At 54.6% G+C, this 16361-nt stretch carries 13 protein-coding genes and 1 pseudogene; 10 read left to right on the forward strand and 4 right to left on the reverse strand.

The annotated features are described in order from the left end of the window. Window positions 1-23 precede the first annotated feature (23 nt). The 3 genes from ycaR to ACLHV9_RS08160 all read left to right on the forward strand — a co-directional run bounded on the left by ycaR (window position 24) and on the right by ACLHV9_RS08160 (window position 1986). Window positions 24-206, forward strand: a complete 183-nt coding sequence (ycaR, locus tag ACLHV9_RS08150; protein ID WP_006174474.1) for a protein YcaR — start codon at window positions 24-26, stop codon at window positions 204-206. Further along, window positions 203-949, forward strand: coding sequence for a 3-deoxy-manno-octulosonate cytidylyltransferase (gene kdsB / locus ACLHV9_RS08155; protein WP_108090342.1), 747 nt, complete (start codon window positions 203-205; stop codon window positions 947-949). Before ycaR ends, kdsB begins: the two co-directional genes overlap by 4 nt. A 143-nt stretch (window positions 950-1092) precedes the next feature. Then, entirely contained in the window at window positions 1093-1986 is an 894-nt protein-coding gene (locus ACLHV9_RS08160; protein WP_049005477.1) for a YcbJ family phosphotransferase, read from the forward strand. Here ACLHV9_RS08160 and elyC read toward each other — a convergent pair. Beyond that, window positions 1963-2742 carry an envelope biogenesis factor ElyC gene (gene elyC / locus ACLHV9_RS08165; RefSeq protein ID WP_028019239.1) on the reverse strand — a complete coding sequence of 260 codons (780 nt, stop codon included), beginning with the start codon at window positions 2740-2742 and terminating at the stop codon, window positions 1963-1965. The genes ACLHV9_RS08160 and elyC overlap by 24 nt on opposite strands. A 124-nt stretch (window positions 2743-2866) precedes the next feature. On the opposite strand from elyC, the gene cmoM reads away from it, so the two are divergent. The 7 genes from cmoM (at window position 2867) to ACLHV9_RS08200 (ending at window position 13505) form a co-directional block, all read left to right on the forward strand. Beyond that, window positions 2867-3646 carry a tRNA uridine 5-oxyacetic acid(34) methyltransferase CmoM gene (gene cmoM / locus ACLHV9_RS08170; RefSeq protein ID WP_028019238.1) on the forward strand — a complete coding sequence of 260 codons (780 nt, stop codon included), beginning with the start codon at window positions 2867-2869 and terminating at the stop codon, window positions 3644-3646. Window positions 3647-3649: 3 nt separating this feature from the next. Beyond that, window positions 3650-4972, forward strand: a complete 1323-nt coding sequence (gene mukF / locus ACLHV9_RS08175) for a chromosome partition protein MukF (protein WP_028019237.1) — start codon at window positions 3650-3652, stop codon at window positions 4970-4972. Then, on the forward strand, window positions 4953-5657 hold the full coding sequence (gene mukE / locus ACLHV9_RS08180; RefSeq protein ID WP_028019236.1) for a chromosome partition protein MukE: 705 nt from the start codon (window positions 4953-4955) through the stop codon (window positions 5655-5657). Before mukF ends, mukE begins: the two co-directional genes overlap by 20 nt. Next, window positions 5657-10108 carry a chromosome partition protein MukB gene (gene mukB / locus ACLHV9_RS08185; protein WP_108090341.1) on the forward strand — a complete coding sequence of 1484 codons (4452 nt, stop codon included), beginning with the start codon at window positions 5657-5659 and terminating at the stop codon, window positions 10106-10108. The genes mukE and mukB overlap by 1 nt, the downstream gene beginning before the upstream one ends. A 178-nt stretch (window positions 10109-10286) precedes the next feature. Further along, window positions 10287-12110 carry a L,D-transpeptidase gene (ldtD, locus tag ACLHV9_RS08190; RefSeq protein ID WP_108090340.1) on the forward strand — a complete coding sequence of 608 codons (1824 nt, stop codon included), beginning with the start codon at window positions 10287-10289 and terminating at the stop codon, window positions 12108-12110. A gap of 175 nt (window positions 12111-12285) precedes the next feature. Continuing rightward, entirely contained in the window at window positions 12286-12837 is a 552-nt protein-coding gene (locus tag ACLHV9_RS08195) for a YcbK family protein (protein WP_028019233.1), read from the forward strand. Between the two features lie 20 nt (window positions 12838-12857). Next, a complete protein-coding gene (locus ACLHV9_RS08200; RefSeq protein ID WP_025755996.1) occupies window positions 12858-13505 on the forward strand; it encodes an MBL fold metallo-hydrolase in 648 nt (215 codons plus the stop codon). Between the two features lie 48 nt (window positions 13506-13553). Here ACLHV9_RS08200 and aspC read toward each other — a convergent pair whose 3' ends face one another. The 3 genes and pseudogenes from aspC to ACLHV9_RS08215 all read right to left on the reverse strand — a co-directional run bounded on the left by aspC (window position 13554) and on the right by ACLHV9_RS08215 (window position 16352). Continuing rightward, complete coding sequence (gene aspC, locus ACLHV9_RS08205) at window positions 13554-14744, reverse strand: aspartate transaminase (RefSeq protein WP_008499949.1); 1191 nt, start codon at window positions 14742-14744, stop codon at window positions 13554-13556. Window positions 14745-14928: 184 nt separating this feature from the next. After that, a pseudogene (locus tag ACLHV9_RS08210) lies at window positions 14929-15228 on the reverse strand (porin); the annotation flags it as partial. Between the two features lie 143 nt (window positions 15229-15371). Next, window positions 15372-16352, reverse strand: a complete 981-nt coding sequence (locus ACLHV9_RS08215; protein ID WP_407220155.1) for an IS5-like element ISKpn26 family transposase — start codon at window positions 16350-16352, stop codon at window positions 15372-15374. Window positions 16353-16361 lie beyond the last annotated feature (9 nt).

The following is a 16361-nucleotide window of genomic DNA, read 5'->3' on the forward strand; positions in this document are numbered from 1 at the left end:
ATGATTACCCATACGGAGGAACTATGGATCACCGTTTACTTGAAATTATTGCCTGCCCGGTGTGCAACGGCAAACTCTACTATAGCCAGGACAAACAAGAGCTGATTTGCAAGCTGGACAGCCTGGCTTTCCCGCTGCGTGACGGCATTCCGGTATTGCTGGAAAACGAAGCCCGCTCCCTGGTGGCAGAAGAGAGCAAGCCATGAGTTTTGTTGTCATTATTCCTGCGCGTTATGCGTCAACGCGACTGCCGGGTAAACCACTGGTGGATATCAACGGCAAGCCGATGATTGTGCATGTCCTGGAGCGTGCACGTGAATCGGGTGCCGATCGCGTTATCGTTGCTACCGATCATCCGGACGTCGCCCGCGCGGTCGAGGCAGTCGGCGGAGAGGTGTGCATGACCCGTGCCGATCACCAGTCCGGCACTGAACGTCTGGCGGAAGTGGTTGAAAAATGCGGTTTTAGTGACGATACGGTCATCGTTAACGTCCAGGGCGACGAGCCGATGATCCCGGCGGTTATTATCCGTCAGGTGGCGGAAAACCTGGCACAACGTCAGGTCGGTATGGCCACACTCGCAGTACCCATTCACCACGCTGAAGAAGCATTCAACCCGAATGCGGTGAAGGTGGTGATGGATACCGAAGGTTATGCGCTCTATTTCTCCCGCGCCACGATTCCGTGGGATCGCGATCGCTTTGCGCTCTCTAAAGAGACTATCGGTGATTCATTCCTGCGCCATCTGGGGATTTACGGCTATCGCGCCGGCTTTATTCGTCGATATGTCACCTGGGCACCCAGCCCGTTGGAACATATTGAAATGCTGGAGCAGCTTCGTGTGCTCTGGTACGGTGAAAAAATCCACGTTGCTGTTGCCATGGAAGTGCCTGGAACGGGCGTTGATACACCGGAAGATCTTGAGCGCGTTCGCGCCGAACTGCGTTAATATTGCCTTCATCCCTCCTTTCGGGGGGATGTTCTCTCCCTGCTATTTTTTCCCTTTCTTTTCCATAATTGATCTCTTCCGGGTGACATCTTCATTCTGCGCGCTCATTATAAAAGCAGTAGTCTTGATGGGGGTAATCTCATATGGAACAGCTGCGTGCCGAACTTAGCCATCTGCTGGGCGAGAAGTTAAGCCGGGTTGAGTGCGTGAGTGAAAAGGCCGATACCGCGCTCTGGTCGTTGTATGACAGTCAGGGTAACCCAATGCCACTGATGGCCAGAAGTTTTACCTCGCCGGGGGTTGCCAGGCAGCTTGCGTGGAAAATGTCGATGCTGGCACGGGAGGGGACCGTGCGTATGCCAACGGTGTACGGCGTGATGACACATGAGGAACACCCCGGCCCGGACGTACTGCTGATCGAGCGTTTGCGTGGCGTGCCTGTTGAAGCACCGGCGCGTACGCCGGAACGCTGGGAACAGTTGAAAGACCAGATAGTCGAGGCGCTGCTGGCCTGGCACCGTCAGGATAGCCGTGGACTTGTCGGTCCGGTCGACAGTACCCAGGAAAACCTGTGGCCGCTGTGGTATCGCCAGCGGGTTGAAGTACTGTGGGGGACGCTTAACCAGTTCAATAACACCGGTTTAACTATGCAGGACAAACGTATTCTGTTTCGCACCCGCGAGTGCTTACCGGCGCTGTTTGAAGGCTTTAATGATAACTGCGTGCTGATCCACGGTAATTTTACCCTGCGCAGCATGCTGAAAGATTCCCGCAGCGATCAGCTTCTGGCGATGGTCGGGCCGGGGATCATGCTCTGGGCTCCGCGCGAATATGAGTTATTCAGGCTCAGCGACAGCGGGGCGGCGGAAGGTTTACTTTGGCACTACCTTCAACGCGCGCCCGTTGCAGAAGCGTTTCTCTGGCGACGCTGGCTTTATCTGCTTTGGGACGAAGTCGCGCAATTGGTCAATACCGGGCGTTTTAATCGCGCAAACTTCGATCTGGCGACAAAATCACTCTTGCCCTGGCTCGCCTGAGGAACCTTTCAGCCACTGCCAGAGGCGACCGAGCGTCTCATAGCCGACGCGATCGCTATGCATCAGCCACGCCGGGGACGGGATTGCCCGTTCCCATGGGTTGAGCGGGGCATCAATGGCCATCTGGTTTGCTGGTGCGGGAAGCGGGTGCAGACCTTGTTTTTCAAAGAAAATCATCGCTCGTGGCAGGTGTGAGGCGGAGGTCACCAGTAAGAACGGGACATCGCCAATCGCCTGCTTCACTGCAGCCGCCTCTTCTTCGGTATCTTTTGGGCTGTCCAGAGTGATGATAGCGGATCGTGGCACGCCGAGTGATTCCGCGACTCTGGCACCGGCTTCAGCCGTACTTACCGGGTTCGTTTTGGCCGCCGCGCCGGTGAAGATCATTTTTGATCCCGGGTTCGCAAGCCACAGGCGAATACCTTCGTTTAACCTTGGCAAGCTATTGTTGATCAGGTTTGAGCTGGGTGCCCAGTCAGGGTCCCAGGTATATCCGCCGCCCAGCACCACGATGTACGCTACTTTCTGATTTCCCTGCCATGTCGGGTACTTATTTTCGATTGGGCGTAACAGGCCATCCGCGATCGGCTGCAGGCTCAACAGCAGCAAGACAAACCAGCCAAGCGTGATAAGCGTTTTGCCGCTTCTCTGAAAGCGACTGAACCACACCAGCGCCAGCCCCAGCGCGATGATGATGAGCAACAGAGGAAGGGGAAGCATCATCCCTCCAATGTATTTCTTAAGGGTAAAAAGCATCCTTTTTGGTTCCTTTTTTGACCATATAGCAGGTGATTACCCGTGATATTACACCAGAGAGGTTCATTCTCCGCGCGGGTGTGACAAAATAGCGGTTTTGCAGTTAGCGAGTGGAACTCTCCCAATGCGGGATCGCAATTTTGATGACATCGCGGAAAAGTTTTCGCGCAACATTTATGGCACCACGAAAGGGCAGTTACGTCAGACGATCCTCTGGCAGGATCTGGACAACATTCTTGCCACCTTTGGCGGTCAAACGTTGCGTGTGCTGGACGCCGGAGGCGGTGAAGGGCAGACGGCGATAAAAATGGCCGAGCGCGGTCATCACGTCACGCTTTGCGATCTTTCTGCTGAAATGGTCGCCCGTGCGACGCGTGCAGCAGAAGAGAAAGGTGTGAGCGACAACATGCATTTTATACAATGCGCCGCTCAGGATATCTCACAGCATTTGGAAACCCAGGTTGATCTGATATTGTTTCATGCGGTGCTGGAGTGGGTTGCCGATCCGCAAAGCGTATTACAAACCCTGTGGTCGATGTTACGCCCGGGCGGCACGCTGTCGCTGATGTTCTACAATGCTAACGGCTTCCTGATGCATAACATGGTTGCAGGTAACTTCGACTATGTTCAGGTCGGGATGCCGAAAAAGAAAAAGCGCACGCTTTCCCCGGACTATCCGCGCGATCCACAGCAGGTGTACGGCTGGCTGGAAGAGATTGGCTGGCAGATCGTTGGGAAGACGGGCGTCAGGGTGTTTCATGATTATCTGCGTGAAAAACACAAACAGCGTGACTGTTTTGACACCTTAACAGAATTAGAAACGCGGTATTGCCGTCAGGAGCCTTTTATCAGCCTTGGCCGCTATATTCACGTCACCGCGCACAAGCCGCAGATGCAAGGATAACCTATGAGTGAATTTTCCCAGACAGTCCCCGAACTGGTTGCCTGGGCCAGGAAAAACGATTTCTCCATCTCGCTGCCGGTAGACAGACTCTCTTTCCTGCTGGCGGTTGCCACGCTGAACGGTGAACGGCTGGATGGTGAAATGAGCGAGGGTGAACTGGTGGATGCGTTCCGCCATGTCAGTGATGCGTTTGAGCAAACCAGCGAAACCATTAGCGTGCGTGCCAACAACGCAATTAACGATATGGTGCGTCAACGTCTGCTGAACCGCTTTACCAGCGAGCAGGCGGAAGGAAACGCCATCTATCGCCTGACGCCACTGGGCATCGGCATCACCGATTACTACATTCGCCAGCGTGAATTTTCCACGCTGCGTCTTTCCATGCAGCTCTCGATTGTTGCGGGTGAACTTAAGCGTGCTGCCGACGCGGCGGATGAAAACGGTGACGAATTCCACTGGCACCGCAATGTTTACGCACCGCTGAAATACTCGGTAGCGGAGATTTTCGACAGTATCGATCTGACTCAGCGTCTGATGGACGAACAGCAGCAGCAGGTGAAAGACGATATTGCGCAGTTGCTGAACAAAGACTGGCGCGCGGCCATCTCCAGCTGCGAACTGCTGCTGTCGGAAACCTCCGGTACGCTGCGTGAACTGCAGGATACGCTGGAGGCCGCAGGGGATAAGCTCCAGGCCAACCTGCTACGCATTCAGGATGCGACCATGGCACATGACGATCTGCATTTTGTCGACCGTCTGGTCTTTGATTTGCAGAGTAAACTCGATCGCATTATTAGCTGGGGACAGCAGTCGATCGACCTGTGGATCGGCTATGACCGCCATGTGCATAAATTTATCCGTACCGCGATTGATATGGATAAAAACCGCGTCTTTGCCCAGCGTCTGCGTCAGTCTGTGCAGACCTATTTCGATGCGCCGTGGGCGCTGACCTACGCTAATGCCGATCGTCTGCTGGATATGCGCGACGAAGAGATGGCGCTGCGTGATGAAGAGGTGACCGGTGAACTGCCACCGGATCTGGAATACGAAGAATTCAACGAAATTCGTGAGCAACTTGCGGCCATGATCGAAGAACAGCTCGCTGTCTACAAAACCAGACAAGTGCCGCTGGATCTTGGTCTCGTGGTGCGCGACTATCTGGCGCAATATCCTCGTGCACGCCACTTCGATGTTGCCCGCATTGTGGTAGACCAGGCGGTGCGCCTGGGTGTCGCACAAGCAGATTTCACCGGACTGCCGCCGAAGTGGCAGCCAATTAACGATTACGGAGCCAAGGTACAGGCGCATGTCATTGACAAATATTGAACAAGTGATGCCAGTTAAGCTGGCACAGGCGCTGGCGAATCCGTTATTTCCGGCGCTGGACAGCCAGCTGCGTGCCGGTCGTCACATTGGCTTAGACGAGCTGGATAATCACGCCTTTTTGATGGACTTCCAGGAGTACCTGGAAGAGTTTTATGCGCGCTATAACGTGGAGCTTATCCGCGCACCGGAAGGGTTTTTCTACCTGCGTCCACGCTCCACGACGCTGATTCCGCGCTCCGTGCTTTCCGAGCTGGATATGATGGTCGGCAAAATTCTTTGCTATCTCTATCTCAGCCCGGAACGTCTGGCGAATGAAGGGATCTTCACCCAGCAGGAACTTTACGACGAGCTGTTGACGCTGGCAGATGAGAGCAAGCTGCTTAAGCTGGTGAACAACCGCTCCACGGGTTCGGATCTCGATCGTCAGAAATTACAGGAAAAGGTTCGTTCTTCCCTGAACCGTCTGCGTCGTCTGGGTATGGTCTGGTTTATGGGCCACGACAGCAGCAAATTCCGCATTACGGAATCTGTCTTCCGCTTCGGCGCCGATGTGCGTACGGGCGATGACGCGCGTGAGGCGCAGCTTCGCATGATCCGCGATGGTGAAGCGATGCCGGTGGAAAACCATTTGCAGCTCAATGATGAGCATGAAGAGAATCTGCCGGATAGCGGGGAGGAAGAGTAATGATTGAACGCGGTAAATTTCGCTCACTAACGCTGATTAACTGGAACGGCTTCTTCGCCCGAACGTTCGATCTGGATGAGCTGGTCACGACGCTCTCCGGCGGTAACGGTGCGGGTAAATCCACCACCATGGCTGCGTTTGTTACGGCGCTGATTCCCGATCTGACGCTGCTGCACTTCCGTAACACCACCGAGGCGGGGGCAACAAGCGGCTCCCGTGATAAAGGTCTGCACGGTAAGCTGAAGGCTGGCGTCTGCTATTCGGTGCTGGACGTCATTAACTCCCGTCATCAGCGTGTGGTGGTGGGCGTACGCCTGCAGCAGGTCGCGGGTCGCGACCGTAAAGTGGATATCAAACCGTTTGCGATCCAGGGGCTGCCAACATCTATGCAGCCGACGGCGTTGCTAACGGAAACCCTGAACGAGCGCCAGGCGCGCGTGCTGACGCTGCAGGAGCTGAAAGACAAGCTCGAAGCCATCGAAGGCGTGCAGTTCAAGCAGTTCAACTCCATTACCGACTACCACTCGCTGATGTTCGATCTGGGCGTGGTGGCGCGTCGTCTGCGCACGGCATCAGACCGTAGCAAATACTATCGTCTGATCGAAGCGTCGCTGTACGGTGGTATCTCCAGCGCCATTACCCGCTCGCTGCGAGACTACCTGCTGCCGGAAAACAGCGGCGTGCGTAAGGCCTTCCAGGATATGGAAGCCGCACTGCGTGAAAACCGCATGACGCTGGAAGCGATTCGCGTTACCCAGTCTGACCGCGACCTGTTTAAACACCTGATCAGCGAAGCTACTAACTACGTGGCTGCGGACTACATGCGTCACGCCAACGAGCGCCGCGTGCATCTCGATCAGGCATTAGAGTACCGTCGCGAGCTGTTTACCTCCCGTAAACAGCTGGTGGCCGAGCAGTACAAGCACGTCGAAATGGCACGCGAGCTGGGCGAGCACACCGGTGCTGAGGGCGATCTGGAAGCGGATTACCAGGCCGCCAGCGATCACCTGAATCTGGTGCAGACCGCACTGCGCCAGCAGGAGAAAATCGAACGCTACGAAGCGGACCTCGATGAGCTGCAAATTCGTCTCGAAGAACAGAATGAAGTGGTGGCTGAAGCTGCCGACATGCAGGAAGAGAATGAAGCCCGCGCTGAAGCCGCCGAACTGGAAGTCGATGAGCTGAAAAGCCAGCTTGCTGATTATCAGCAGGCGCTGGATGTGCAGCAGACGCGTGCAATTCAATACACCCAGGCATTGCAGGCGTTACAGCGTGCAAAAGAGCTGTGCCACCTGCCTGATCTGACACCAGAAAGCGCTGATGAGTGGCTGGATACCTTCCAGGCTAAAGAGCAGGAAGCAACCGAGAAGCTGCTCTCTCTCGAACAGAAAATGAGCGTCGCGCAAACGGCACACAGCCAGTTTGAACAAGCTTATCAGTTGGTGGTGGCGATTAACGGTCCGCTGGCGCGCAATGAAGCATGGGACATCGCCCGCGAATTGCTGCGCGACGGCGTGAACCAGCGACATCTGGCCGAGCAGATGCAGCCACTGCGTATGCGTCTGAACGAGCTGGAACAGCGCTTGCGCGAGCAACAGGAAGCGGAGCGTCTGCTGGCGGAGTTCTGCAAGCGTCAGGGTAAAAATTACGATATCGACGATCTCGAGGCTCTGCATCAGGAGCTGGAAGCGCGTATCGCCGCACTCTCCGACACCGTCTCCAGCGCCAGTGAACAGCGTATGACCCTGCGTCAGGAGATGGAGCAGCTTCAGTCTCGCTCTCAAACTCTGTTGCAGCGTGCGCCTGTCTGGCTGGCGGCGCAAAGCAGCCTGAACCAGATCAGCGAGCAGTGCGGCGAAGAGTTTACATCCAGCCAGGAAGTGACCGAATACCTGCAGCAACTGCTGGAGCGCGAGCGCGAGGCCATTGTTGAGCGTGATGAAGTGGGCGCGCGTAAGCGTGACGTTGATGAAGAGATTGAACGCTTAAGCCAGCCGGGTGGTGCGGAAGATCCGCGTCTGAATACCCTGGCTGAACGTTTCGGCGGTGTGCTGTTGTCCGAGATTTACGACGATGTCGGACTGGACGATGCCCCGTACTTCTCAGCACTCTATGGCCCATCGCGTAACGCGATTGTGGTGCCGGATTTGTCGCTGGTTTCCGAGCAGCTTGCTGGTCTGGAAGATTGCCCGGAAGATCTCTACCTGATCGAAGGGGATCCGCAGTCGTTCGATGACAGCGTCTTCAGTGTCGACGAATTGGAAAAAGCGGTGGTGGTGAAAATCGCTGACCGTCAGTGGCGTTATTCCCGCTTCCCTGAGCTGCCTCTGTTTGGTCGCGCTGCACGTGAAAGCCGCATTGAAAGTTTGCACGCCGAGCGAGAAACGTTGTCTGAACGTTTTGCGACGTTGTCGTTTGACGTGCAGAAAACCCAGCGCCTGCACCAGGCATTTAGCCGCTTTATCGGCAGCCACCTGGGCGTGGCGTTTGATGCTGACCCGGAAGCGGAAATCCGTAAGCTCAATACCCGTCGTGGTGAACTGGAACGCGCCATTGCCAGTCATGAAAATGACAACCAGCAGAGCCGTGTTCAGTTCGAACAAGCGAAAGAGGGCGTTGCTGCTCTTAACCGCATTTTGCCACGCCTGAATCTGCTGGCGGATGAAACCCTGGCCGACCGTGTGGATGAGATCCAGGAACGTCTTGATGAAGCCCAGGAAGCTGCGCGTTTCATTCAGCAGCATGGTAATCAACTGGCGAAGCTGGAGTCGGTTGTCTCTGTTCTGCAGAGTGACCCGGAACAGTTTGAGCAGTTAAAAGAAGACTATGCCTGGTCGCAACAGGTGCAGCGCGAAGCGCGTCAGCAGGCATTTGCCCTGACGGAAGTCGTGCAGCGTCGTGCACATTTCGGCTACTCCGATTCGGCTGAAATGCTGAGCGGCAACAGCGACCTGAATGAAAAGCTGCGTCAGCGTCTTGAGCAGGCTGAAGCGGAACGTACGCGTGCTCGCGAAGCGATGCGTAGCCACTCGGCACAGCTGAACCAGTACAACCAGGTGCTGGCCTCGCTGAAAAGCTCCTTCGACACCAAGAAAGAGCTGTTAAACGACCTGCAGAAAGAGCTTCAGGACATCGGCGTTCGTGCCGACAGCGGTGCAGAAGAACGGGCGCGTATTCGCCGTGACGAACTGCATTCCCAGCTCAGTAATAACCGCGCACGCCGCAATCAGCTGGAAAAAGCGCTGACCTTCTGCGAAGCAGAAATGGATAACCTGACGCGTCGCCTGCGTAAACTGGAACGCGACTACCATGAAATGCGCGAGCAGGTCGTGACCGCGAAAGCGGGCTGGTGCGCGGTAATGCGGATGGTGAAAGACAACAACGTTGAGCGCCGTCTGCACCGTCGCGAGCTGGCGTATCTCTCTGCCGATGAACTGCGCTCTATGTCGGATAAGGCGTTGGGTGCGCTGCGTCTGGCGGTCGCGGACAACGAGCACCTGCGCGATGTACTGCGCATGTCAGAGGATCCGAAACGTCCTGAGCGTAAAATTCAGTTCTTTGTGGCCGTTTATCAGCACCTGCGTGAACGTATTCGTCAGGATATCATTCGTACCGACGATCCGGTCGAAGCCATCGAACAGATGGAAATTGAGCTGGGTCGTCTGACGGAAGAACTGACCTCCCGTGAGCAGAAGCTGGCGATCAGCTCTCGCAGCGTGGCGAATATCATCCGCAAAACCATTCAGCGCGAGCAGAACCGTATTCGTCAGTTGAACCAGGGTCTGCAGAGCGTATCGTTTGGCCAGGTAAACAGCGTGCGTCTTAACGTCAATGTGCGTGAAGCCCACTCGACGCTGCTGGAAGTGCTCTCAGAGCAGCACGAACAGCATCAGGATCTGTTCAATAGCAACCGTCTGACCTTCTCTGAAGCCCTGGCGAAGCTGTATCAGCGTCTGAACCCGCAGATTGATATGGGGCAACGCACGCCGCAAACCATCGGTGAAGAGCTGCTGGATTACCGTAACTATCTGGAAATGGAAGTTGAGGTTAACCGTGGTTCCGACGGCTGGCTGCGTGCGGAATCGGGGGCGCTCTCTACGGGTGAAGCAATTGGTACCGGGATGTCCATTCTGGTGATGGTGGTACAGAGCTGGGAAGATGAAGCACGCCGCCTGCGCGGCAAAGACATCTCCCCATGTCGACTGCTGTTCCTGGATGAAGCGGCGCGTCTTGATGCCCGCTCTATTGCTACGCTGTTTGAGCTTTGCGAGCGTCTTGATATGCAGCTCATCATTGCGGCACCGGAAAACATCAGTCCTGAAAAAGGGACCACCTATAAGCTGGTGCGTAAGGTGTTCCAGAACAGCGAACACGTTCACGTTGTTGGGCTGCGTGGTTTTGCCCCTCAGCCGCCAGAGTCATTACCGGAAACCACGGCGGACGCTTCCTGAAGCGTCTCCTGATCAGGAGCGGCGCATTGGCGCCGCTTTTTTTTTAAACTTAACTTGTGCTTAGGGCTGCGTTATCTTTAAACTTCTTTACATAAGGTAAGGCAACTGATTTGCCGTCTACCTATAATAGAAGAAAGCCCCACCGTGATGGGCATGTCGTGAAAACAGGGGGCAAGGGATGTTGCTAAAGAAAAAATGTGGTCGTCAGCTGTCTGCGCTCAGCTTATGCCTGGCAGTGATGTTTGCTCCGCTGTTAACCGCTCAGGCCGATGAGCCTGAAATTGTGCCGACTGACAGCTCCGCAACGACAGGCGCACAGCCAACGTCGTTGTCTCAACCGCTGGAACAGTCACCTGCAACGGCTATTATGGCCGGTATTAAGCCGTTGCCCGAAGGCATTGACGTCGACTCTCTCCGTCAGCAGCTACACGCTGGGCTGCCTTCAGGGTACACACCTGTCTATATCAATCAGCTCACTCTGCTCTATGCTGCCCGCGATATGAAACCGATGTGGGACAACCGTGACGCAGTACGTGCCTTTCAGCAACAGCTTGCGGAAGTGGCGATTGCCGGGTTCCAGCCTCAGTTTACAGCGTGGGTTGAGCTGTTAACCGATCCTGCAGTCACCGGGCAAGCGCGGGACGTGGTGCTTTCTGATGCGATGATGGGCTACCTGCAGTTTGTGGCAGGTATTCCGGTCAATGGCAACCGCTGGTTGTACAGCGACAAGCCGTATAAGCTGGCAACGCCGGCGCTGTCGGTGATTAATCAGTGGCAGTTGGCCCTCGATAATGGCGATCTACCCCGCTTTATAGCCAGTCTTGCGCCAGCGCATCCGCAATATGCCACCCTGCACCAGTCGCTTCTTGAACTGGTGGGGGATTCGCGTCCGTGGCCGCAAATGCGTGGCAGTGCGACACTGCGTCCGGGGCAGTGGAGCAGCGATGTTCCTGCCCTGCGTGAGATCCTAAAGCGTTCCGGTATTCTGGACGGTGGGCCAAAGATTGCACTGCCCGGCGATGATCCGCAAAACGTCGTGGTCAGTCCATCAGCCTCTGTGAAAGAGAAGAAAGCGGTGGTCGTGAGCGCCAAACCGGCGGCTTACGATCGCGAACTGGTTGCGGCAGTTAAACAATTCCAGGCCGCTCAGGGGCTGGGGGCCGATGGCGTCATCGGCCAGACGACGCGTGACTGGCTGAACGTATCACCTGCGCAGCGGGCAGGGGTGCTGGCGCTGAATATCCAGCGTTTGCGCTTACTGCCGGGAACGCTCTCTACCGGGATCATGGTTAACATTCCTGCGTATTCGCTGGTCTATTACCAGAACGGTAGTGAAGTACTGGCGTCGCGCGTGATTGTCGGACGTCCCGATCGTAAAACACCGATGATGAGTAGTGCGTTGAATAACGTGGTGGTTAACCCACCGTGGAACGTACCGCCGACCCTGGCGCGCAAAGATATTCTGCCTAAAGTCTGGAACGATCCGGGTTATCTGGAACGTCATGGCTACACGGTTATGCGGGGATGGAACAGCAAAGAGGCAATCGATCCGTACATGGTCGACTGGTCGACGATTACGGCGTCTAATTTACCGTTCCGCTTCCAGCAAGCTCCAGGGGCGCATAACTCGTTGGGACGCTACAAATTCAATATGCCGAGTTCAGAAGCTATCTATCTGCACGATACGCCGAACCACAACCTGTTCCAGAAAGATACTCGCGCCCTGAGTTCTGGCTGTGTGCGCGTGAACAAAGCCTCAGAGCTTGCCAATATGCTGTTGCAGGATGCGGGCTGGAACGATACGCGTATTTCTGACGCCCTGAAACAGGGGGATACGCGGTACGTTAATATTCGACACAATATTCCGGTCAATCTTTACTATCTGACCGCGTTTGTTGGCGAAGACGGGCGTACTCAGTATCGTACAGATATTTACAATTATGATCTCATCGCGCGATCCGGCGCACAAATTTTGCCAAAAGCTGAACAATTAATCAGGTAAATGAAGCAGTTCGGGAGAAATGATTGTCGTAAGTTATGGTGAATAAGGGGCAATATCGCTGAAAGCCGCGTATTCACTGGGGTTGGGCGCCTTGACGTACCCGGTTTTGCCAGTTAAGGTGCCCTTCGTGCGCTAAGCATATTACGATAAACATTGACCTGTAGACCTGATTATCATGGACAAATTTGACGCTAATCGCCGCAAACTGCTGGCGTTAGGTGGTGTTGCGCTCGGCGCAGCGGCCATCTTGCCGACGCCAGCATTTGCCACCCTCTCGACACCTCGTCCGCGAGTTTTAACGCTCAACAATCTCCATACCGGTGAGTCGCTAAAAGCGGAATTCTTCGATGGCAGAGGCTATATTCAGGATGAATTAGCAAGACTTAACCACTTTTTCCGTGATTACCGCGCGAATAAAATAAAAGCCATCGATCCAGGACTGTTTGATCAGCTTTTCCGCCTTCAGGGCCTGCTGGGTACCAGCAAGCCGGTGCAGCTTATTTCTGGTTATCGCTCAATTGATACTAATAATGAACTGCGCGCCCATAGCCGTGGGGTAGCCAAAAAAAGCTACCACACCAGGGGACAGGCAATGGATTTCCACATTGAAGGCGTTTCGTTAGCCAATATTCGCAAAGCTGCGTTATCTATGCGTGCAGGTGGTGTAGGATATTACCCCAGCAGCAACTTTGTGCATATTGATACCGGTCCAGTTCGGCACTGGTAATAACGAAACACAGGAGCAGTATGAACTATCGTATTATTCCGGTTACGGCGTTCTCCCAGAATTGTTCATTAATCTGGTGTGAACAAACCAAACTGGCCGCGCTTGTCGATCCCGGCGGCGACGCTGAGAAGATCAAACAGGAAGTTGCAGATAGCGGTGTGACGCTGATGCAGATATTACTGACGCATGGTCACCTTGACCATGTCGGCGCAGCGGCGGAACTGGCACAGCACTATGGTGTGCCGGTGATCGGTCCGGAAAAAGAAGATGAGTTCTGGCTGCAGGGTTTGCCAGCCCAAAGTCGCATGTTTGGCCTTGATGAGTGTCAACCTCTGACACCCGATCGCTGGCTGAACGAGGGAGAGCGCGTTAACGTAGGGAATGTGACTTTACAGGTGTTGCATTGTCCTGGGCATACGCCAGGCCATATCGTCTTCTTTGATGACCAGTCTCGTCTGCTGATTTCCGGCGATGTGATTTTCAAAGGCGGCGTAGGACGCAGCGATTTTCCGCGTGGTGACCACGGGCAACTGATTCAGTCGATAAAACAGAAGTTATTGCCGCTGGGTGATGACGTGACGTTTATCCCTGGACACGGTCCGATGTCGACGCTGGGCTATGAACGGCTCCATAACCCGTTCCTTCAGGATGAAATGCCTGTCTGGTAACCCGAATAAAAAAAGCCTGCATAACGCAGGCTTTTTTATGGGCGCAAATTACAGTACAGCGACAATCGCTTCGCACAGTGGCGCCATGTTGTCAGGCGTCATGCCTGCTACGTTCACGCGGCCAGACGCCACGGCGTACACACCGAACTCTTCACGCAGACGCAGAACCTGCTCTTTGGTCAGGCCGCTGAAAGAGAACATGCCGTTCTGTTTGATGATAAAGCTGAAGTCGCGGTCCGCGCCTTTCTCAGCCAGGGTGTTCACAAACAGCAGGCGCATGCGCTGAATACGCTGACGCATGTCATTCAGCTCTTGTTCCCAGATGGCGCGCAGCGCATCGTTGCTCAGGATAGTGGCAACAACAGACGCACCGTGTGCTGGTGGGTTAGAGTAGTTAGCACGGATAACCGATTTCATCTGGCTGAACGCACGATCGACGGTCTCGTCGTTTGCAGCGACCAGCGTACAAGCACCTACACGCTCATTGTACAGACCGAAGTTCTTGGAATAAGAGCTTGCGACAATCAGTTCCTGATGCACGGCTGCGAACGCGCGCAGGCCTTCTGCATCTTCTTCCAGACCACGGGCGAAGCCCTGGTAGGCAAAGTCAAACAGCGGCAGCCAGCCTTTTTCTACGGACAACTTCGCCAGATGTTCCCACTGCTCAAGCGTCGGATCGATACCGGTTGGGTTATGGCAGCAACCGTGGAACAGCACCACGTCACCTGCCTGTGCTTCGCTCAGGCTCGCCAGCAGACCGTCAAAGTCGAGAGAGTGGTTTGCTGCGTCGTAGTAAGCGTATTCACGCACTTCCAGACCCGCAGAGTTAAAGACGCTCTTGTGGTTCGGCCAGCTTGGGTTGCTTACCCAGACACGCTTAACAGAGGTGTTTTTCGCAAGGAAATCCGCCGCCACGCGCAGCGCACCGGTACCGCCAGGGGTCTGTGCTGTACGGGCACGTTTGTCACTCACAATTGCGCTGCCTTTACCGAACAGCAACTCCTGGGTGCAGCGACCAAATTCAGGGATACCATCAATACCGAGGTAGTTTTTGGTGGTTTCGTTTTCCAGCAGATACTGCTCAGCTTTTTTTACGCTGGTCAGTACCGGAGTTTTGCCGGTTTCATCTTTATATACACCAATACCCAGGTTGATTTTGCCAGGGCGGTCGTCGGCACGAAACAGATCGGCCAGACCCAGAATAGGGTCGGCAGGAGCGGCGGTAATGTTCTCAAACATGACGAAGTTCCATTGTGATTACAGAAGTGAAATCCGCTATCAGGTTAACGGTAGATTTACAAAATGCCAACCGTTTGCGACGAAAAGCGTGCGGCTTTTCAAAAGTCGCCATTATTTTCTGTCAGGCATAAAAAAACAGGGCCGAAGCCCTGTTCATTAAGCATATAACAAAGTGGTGTACTGATTAGAACTGGTAAACGATACCAACTGCTGCCTGATCGTCTGTTGCCAGTTTGGCAGATTCAGAGTAATCGTTGTCGTTCAGCAGGTTGAATTTGTACGCAGCGTACACGTTCATGTTCTTGTTGAAGTAGTACCAGGTACCGAGTTCGATGTATTTCACCAGGTCAGCATCGCCACCGTTGAAGGTTCCACGTGCTTTCAGGTCCTTACCTTTAGACTGGACGTAGCCCAGGGATGGACGCAGACCGAAGTCGAATTGGTACTGAACAACAGCTTCGATGTTCTGGGTTTTGTTAGGGAAGGTGCGAATAAGCAGGTCATTTCTTCCCAAGCTGACTCGCTGATTAAAATTTCGCGGATCTGGGCCGATTTTTTTCCCGCAAACACATCGAATCAGCCTATTTAGGCTATTTTTTCCACCATTTCTGGCGTTATTTCCGGTTTTTACTGAGATCTCTCCCACTGACGTATCATTTGGTCCACCCGAAACAGGTTGGCCAGGGTGAATAACATCGCCAGTTGGTTATCGTTTTTCAGCAGCCCCTTGTATCTGGCTTTCACGAAGCCGAACTGCCGCTTGATGATGCGAAACGGGTGCTCCACCCTGGCACGGATGCTGGCTTTCATGTATTCGATGTTGATGGCCGTTTTGTTCTTGCGCGGATGCTGCTTCAAGGTTTTTACCTTGCCGGGACGCTCGGCGATCAGCCAGTCCACATCCACCTCGGCCAGCTCCTCGCGCTGTGGCGCTCCCTGGTAGCCGGCATCGGCTGAGACAAATTGCTCCTCTCCATGAAGCAGATTACCCAGCTGATTGAGGTCATGCTCGTTGGCCGCGGTGGTGACCAGGCTGTGGGTCAGGCCACTCTTGGCATCGACACCAATGTGGGCCTTCATGCCAAAGTGCCACTGATTGCCTTTCTTGGTCTGATGCATCTCCGGATCGCGTTGCTGCTCTTTGTTCTTGGTAGAGTTGGGTGCCTCAATGATGGTGGCATCCACCAAAGTGCCTTGGGTCATCATGACGCCTGCTTCGGCCAGCCAGCGATTGATGGTCTTGAACAATTGACGGGCCAGTTGATGCTGCTCGAGCAGGTGGCGGAAATTCATGATGGTGGTGCGATCCGGCAGGGCGCTATCCAGGGATAATCGGGCAAACAGGCGCATGGAGGCGATTTCGTACAGGGCATCTTCCATGGCACCGTCGCTCAGGTTGTACCAATGCTGCATGCAGTGAATACGCAGCATGGTCTCCAGCGGATAGGGCCGTCGGCCATTGCCCGCCTTGGGATAAAACGGCTCGATGACAGCGGTCATATTCTGCCATGGCAGAATCTGCTCCATGCGGGAGAGGAAAATCTCTTTTCGGGTCTGACGGCGCTTAGTGCTGAATTCACTATCGGCGAAGGTGAGTTGATGGCTCATGATGTCCCT

It is taken from the genome of Enterobacter sp. CPE_E890 (assembly GCF_046521475.1).
GTDB lineage: Bacteria > Pseudomonadota > Gammaproteobacteria > Enterobacterales > Enterobacteriaceae > Enterobacter > Enterobacter adelaidei.

What these genes read in the sequence shown, in the direction of transcription:
- ycaR (WP_006174474.1), top strand. Translation starts at nt 24, where the DNA reads ATGGATCACCGTTTACTTGAAATTATTGCCTGCCCGGTGTGCAACGGC.
- elyC (WP_028019239.1), bottom strand. Translation starts at nt 2,742, where the DNA reads ATGCTTTTTACCCTTAAGAAATACATTGGAGGGATGATGCTTCCCCTT.
- cmoM (WP_028019238.1), top strand. Translation starts at nt 2,867, where the DNA reads ATGCGGGATCGCAATTTTGATGACATCGCGGAAAAGTTTTCGCGCAAC.
- aspC (WP_008499949.1), bottom strand. Translation starts at nt 14,744, where the DNA reads ATGTTTGAGAACATTACCGCCGCTCCTGCCGACCCTATTCTGGGTCTG.
- mukF (WP_028019237.1), top strand. Translation starts at nt 3,650, where the DNA reads ATGAGTGAATTTTCCCAGACAGTCCCCGAACTGGTTGCCTGGGCCAGG.
- kdsB (WP_108090342.1), top strand. Translation starts at nt 203, where the DNA reads ATGAGTTTTGTTGTCATTATTCCTGCGCGTTATGCGTCAACGCGACTG.
- mukE (WP_028019236.1), top strand. Translation starts at nt 4,953, where the DNA reads ATGTCATTGACAAATATTGAACAAGTGATGCCAGTTAAGCTGGCACAG.
- ACLHV9_RS08215 (WP_407220155.1), bottom strand. Translation starts at nt 16,352, where the DNA reads ATGAGCCATCAACTCACCTTCGCCGATAGTGAATTCAGCACTAAGCGC.
- ACLHV9_RS08195 (WP_028019233.1), top strand. Translation starts at nt 12,286, where the DNA reads ATGGACAAATTTGACGCTAATCGCCGCAAACTGCTGGCGTTAGGTGGT.
- ldtD (WP_108090340.1), top strand. Translation starts at nt 10,287, where the DNA reads ATGTTGCTAAAGAAAAAATGTGGTCGTCAGCTGTCTGCGCTCAGCTTA.
- mukB (WP_108090341.1), top strand. Translation starts at nt 5,657, where the DNA reads ATGATTGAACGCGGTAAATTTCGCTCACTAACGCTGATTAACTGGAAC.
- ACLHV9_RS08200 (WP_025755996.1), top strand. Translation starts at nt 12,858, where the DNA reads ATGAACTATCGTATTATTCCGGTTACGGCGTTCTCCCAGAATTGTTCA.
- ACLHV9_RS08160 (WP_049005477.1), top strand. Translation starts at nt 1,093, where the DNA reads ATGGAACAGCTGCGTGCCGAACTTAGCCATCTGCTGGGCGAGAAGTTA.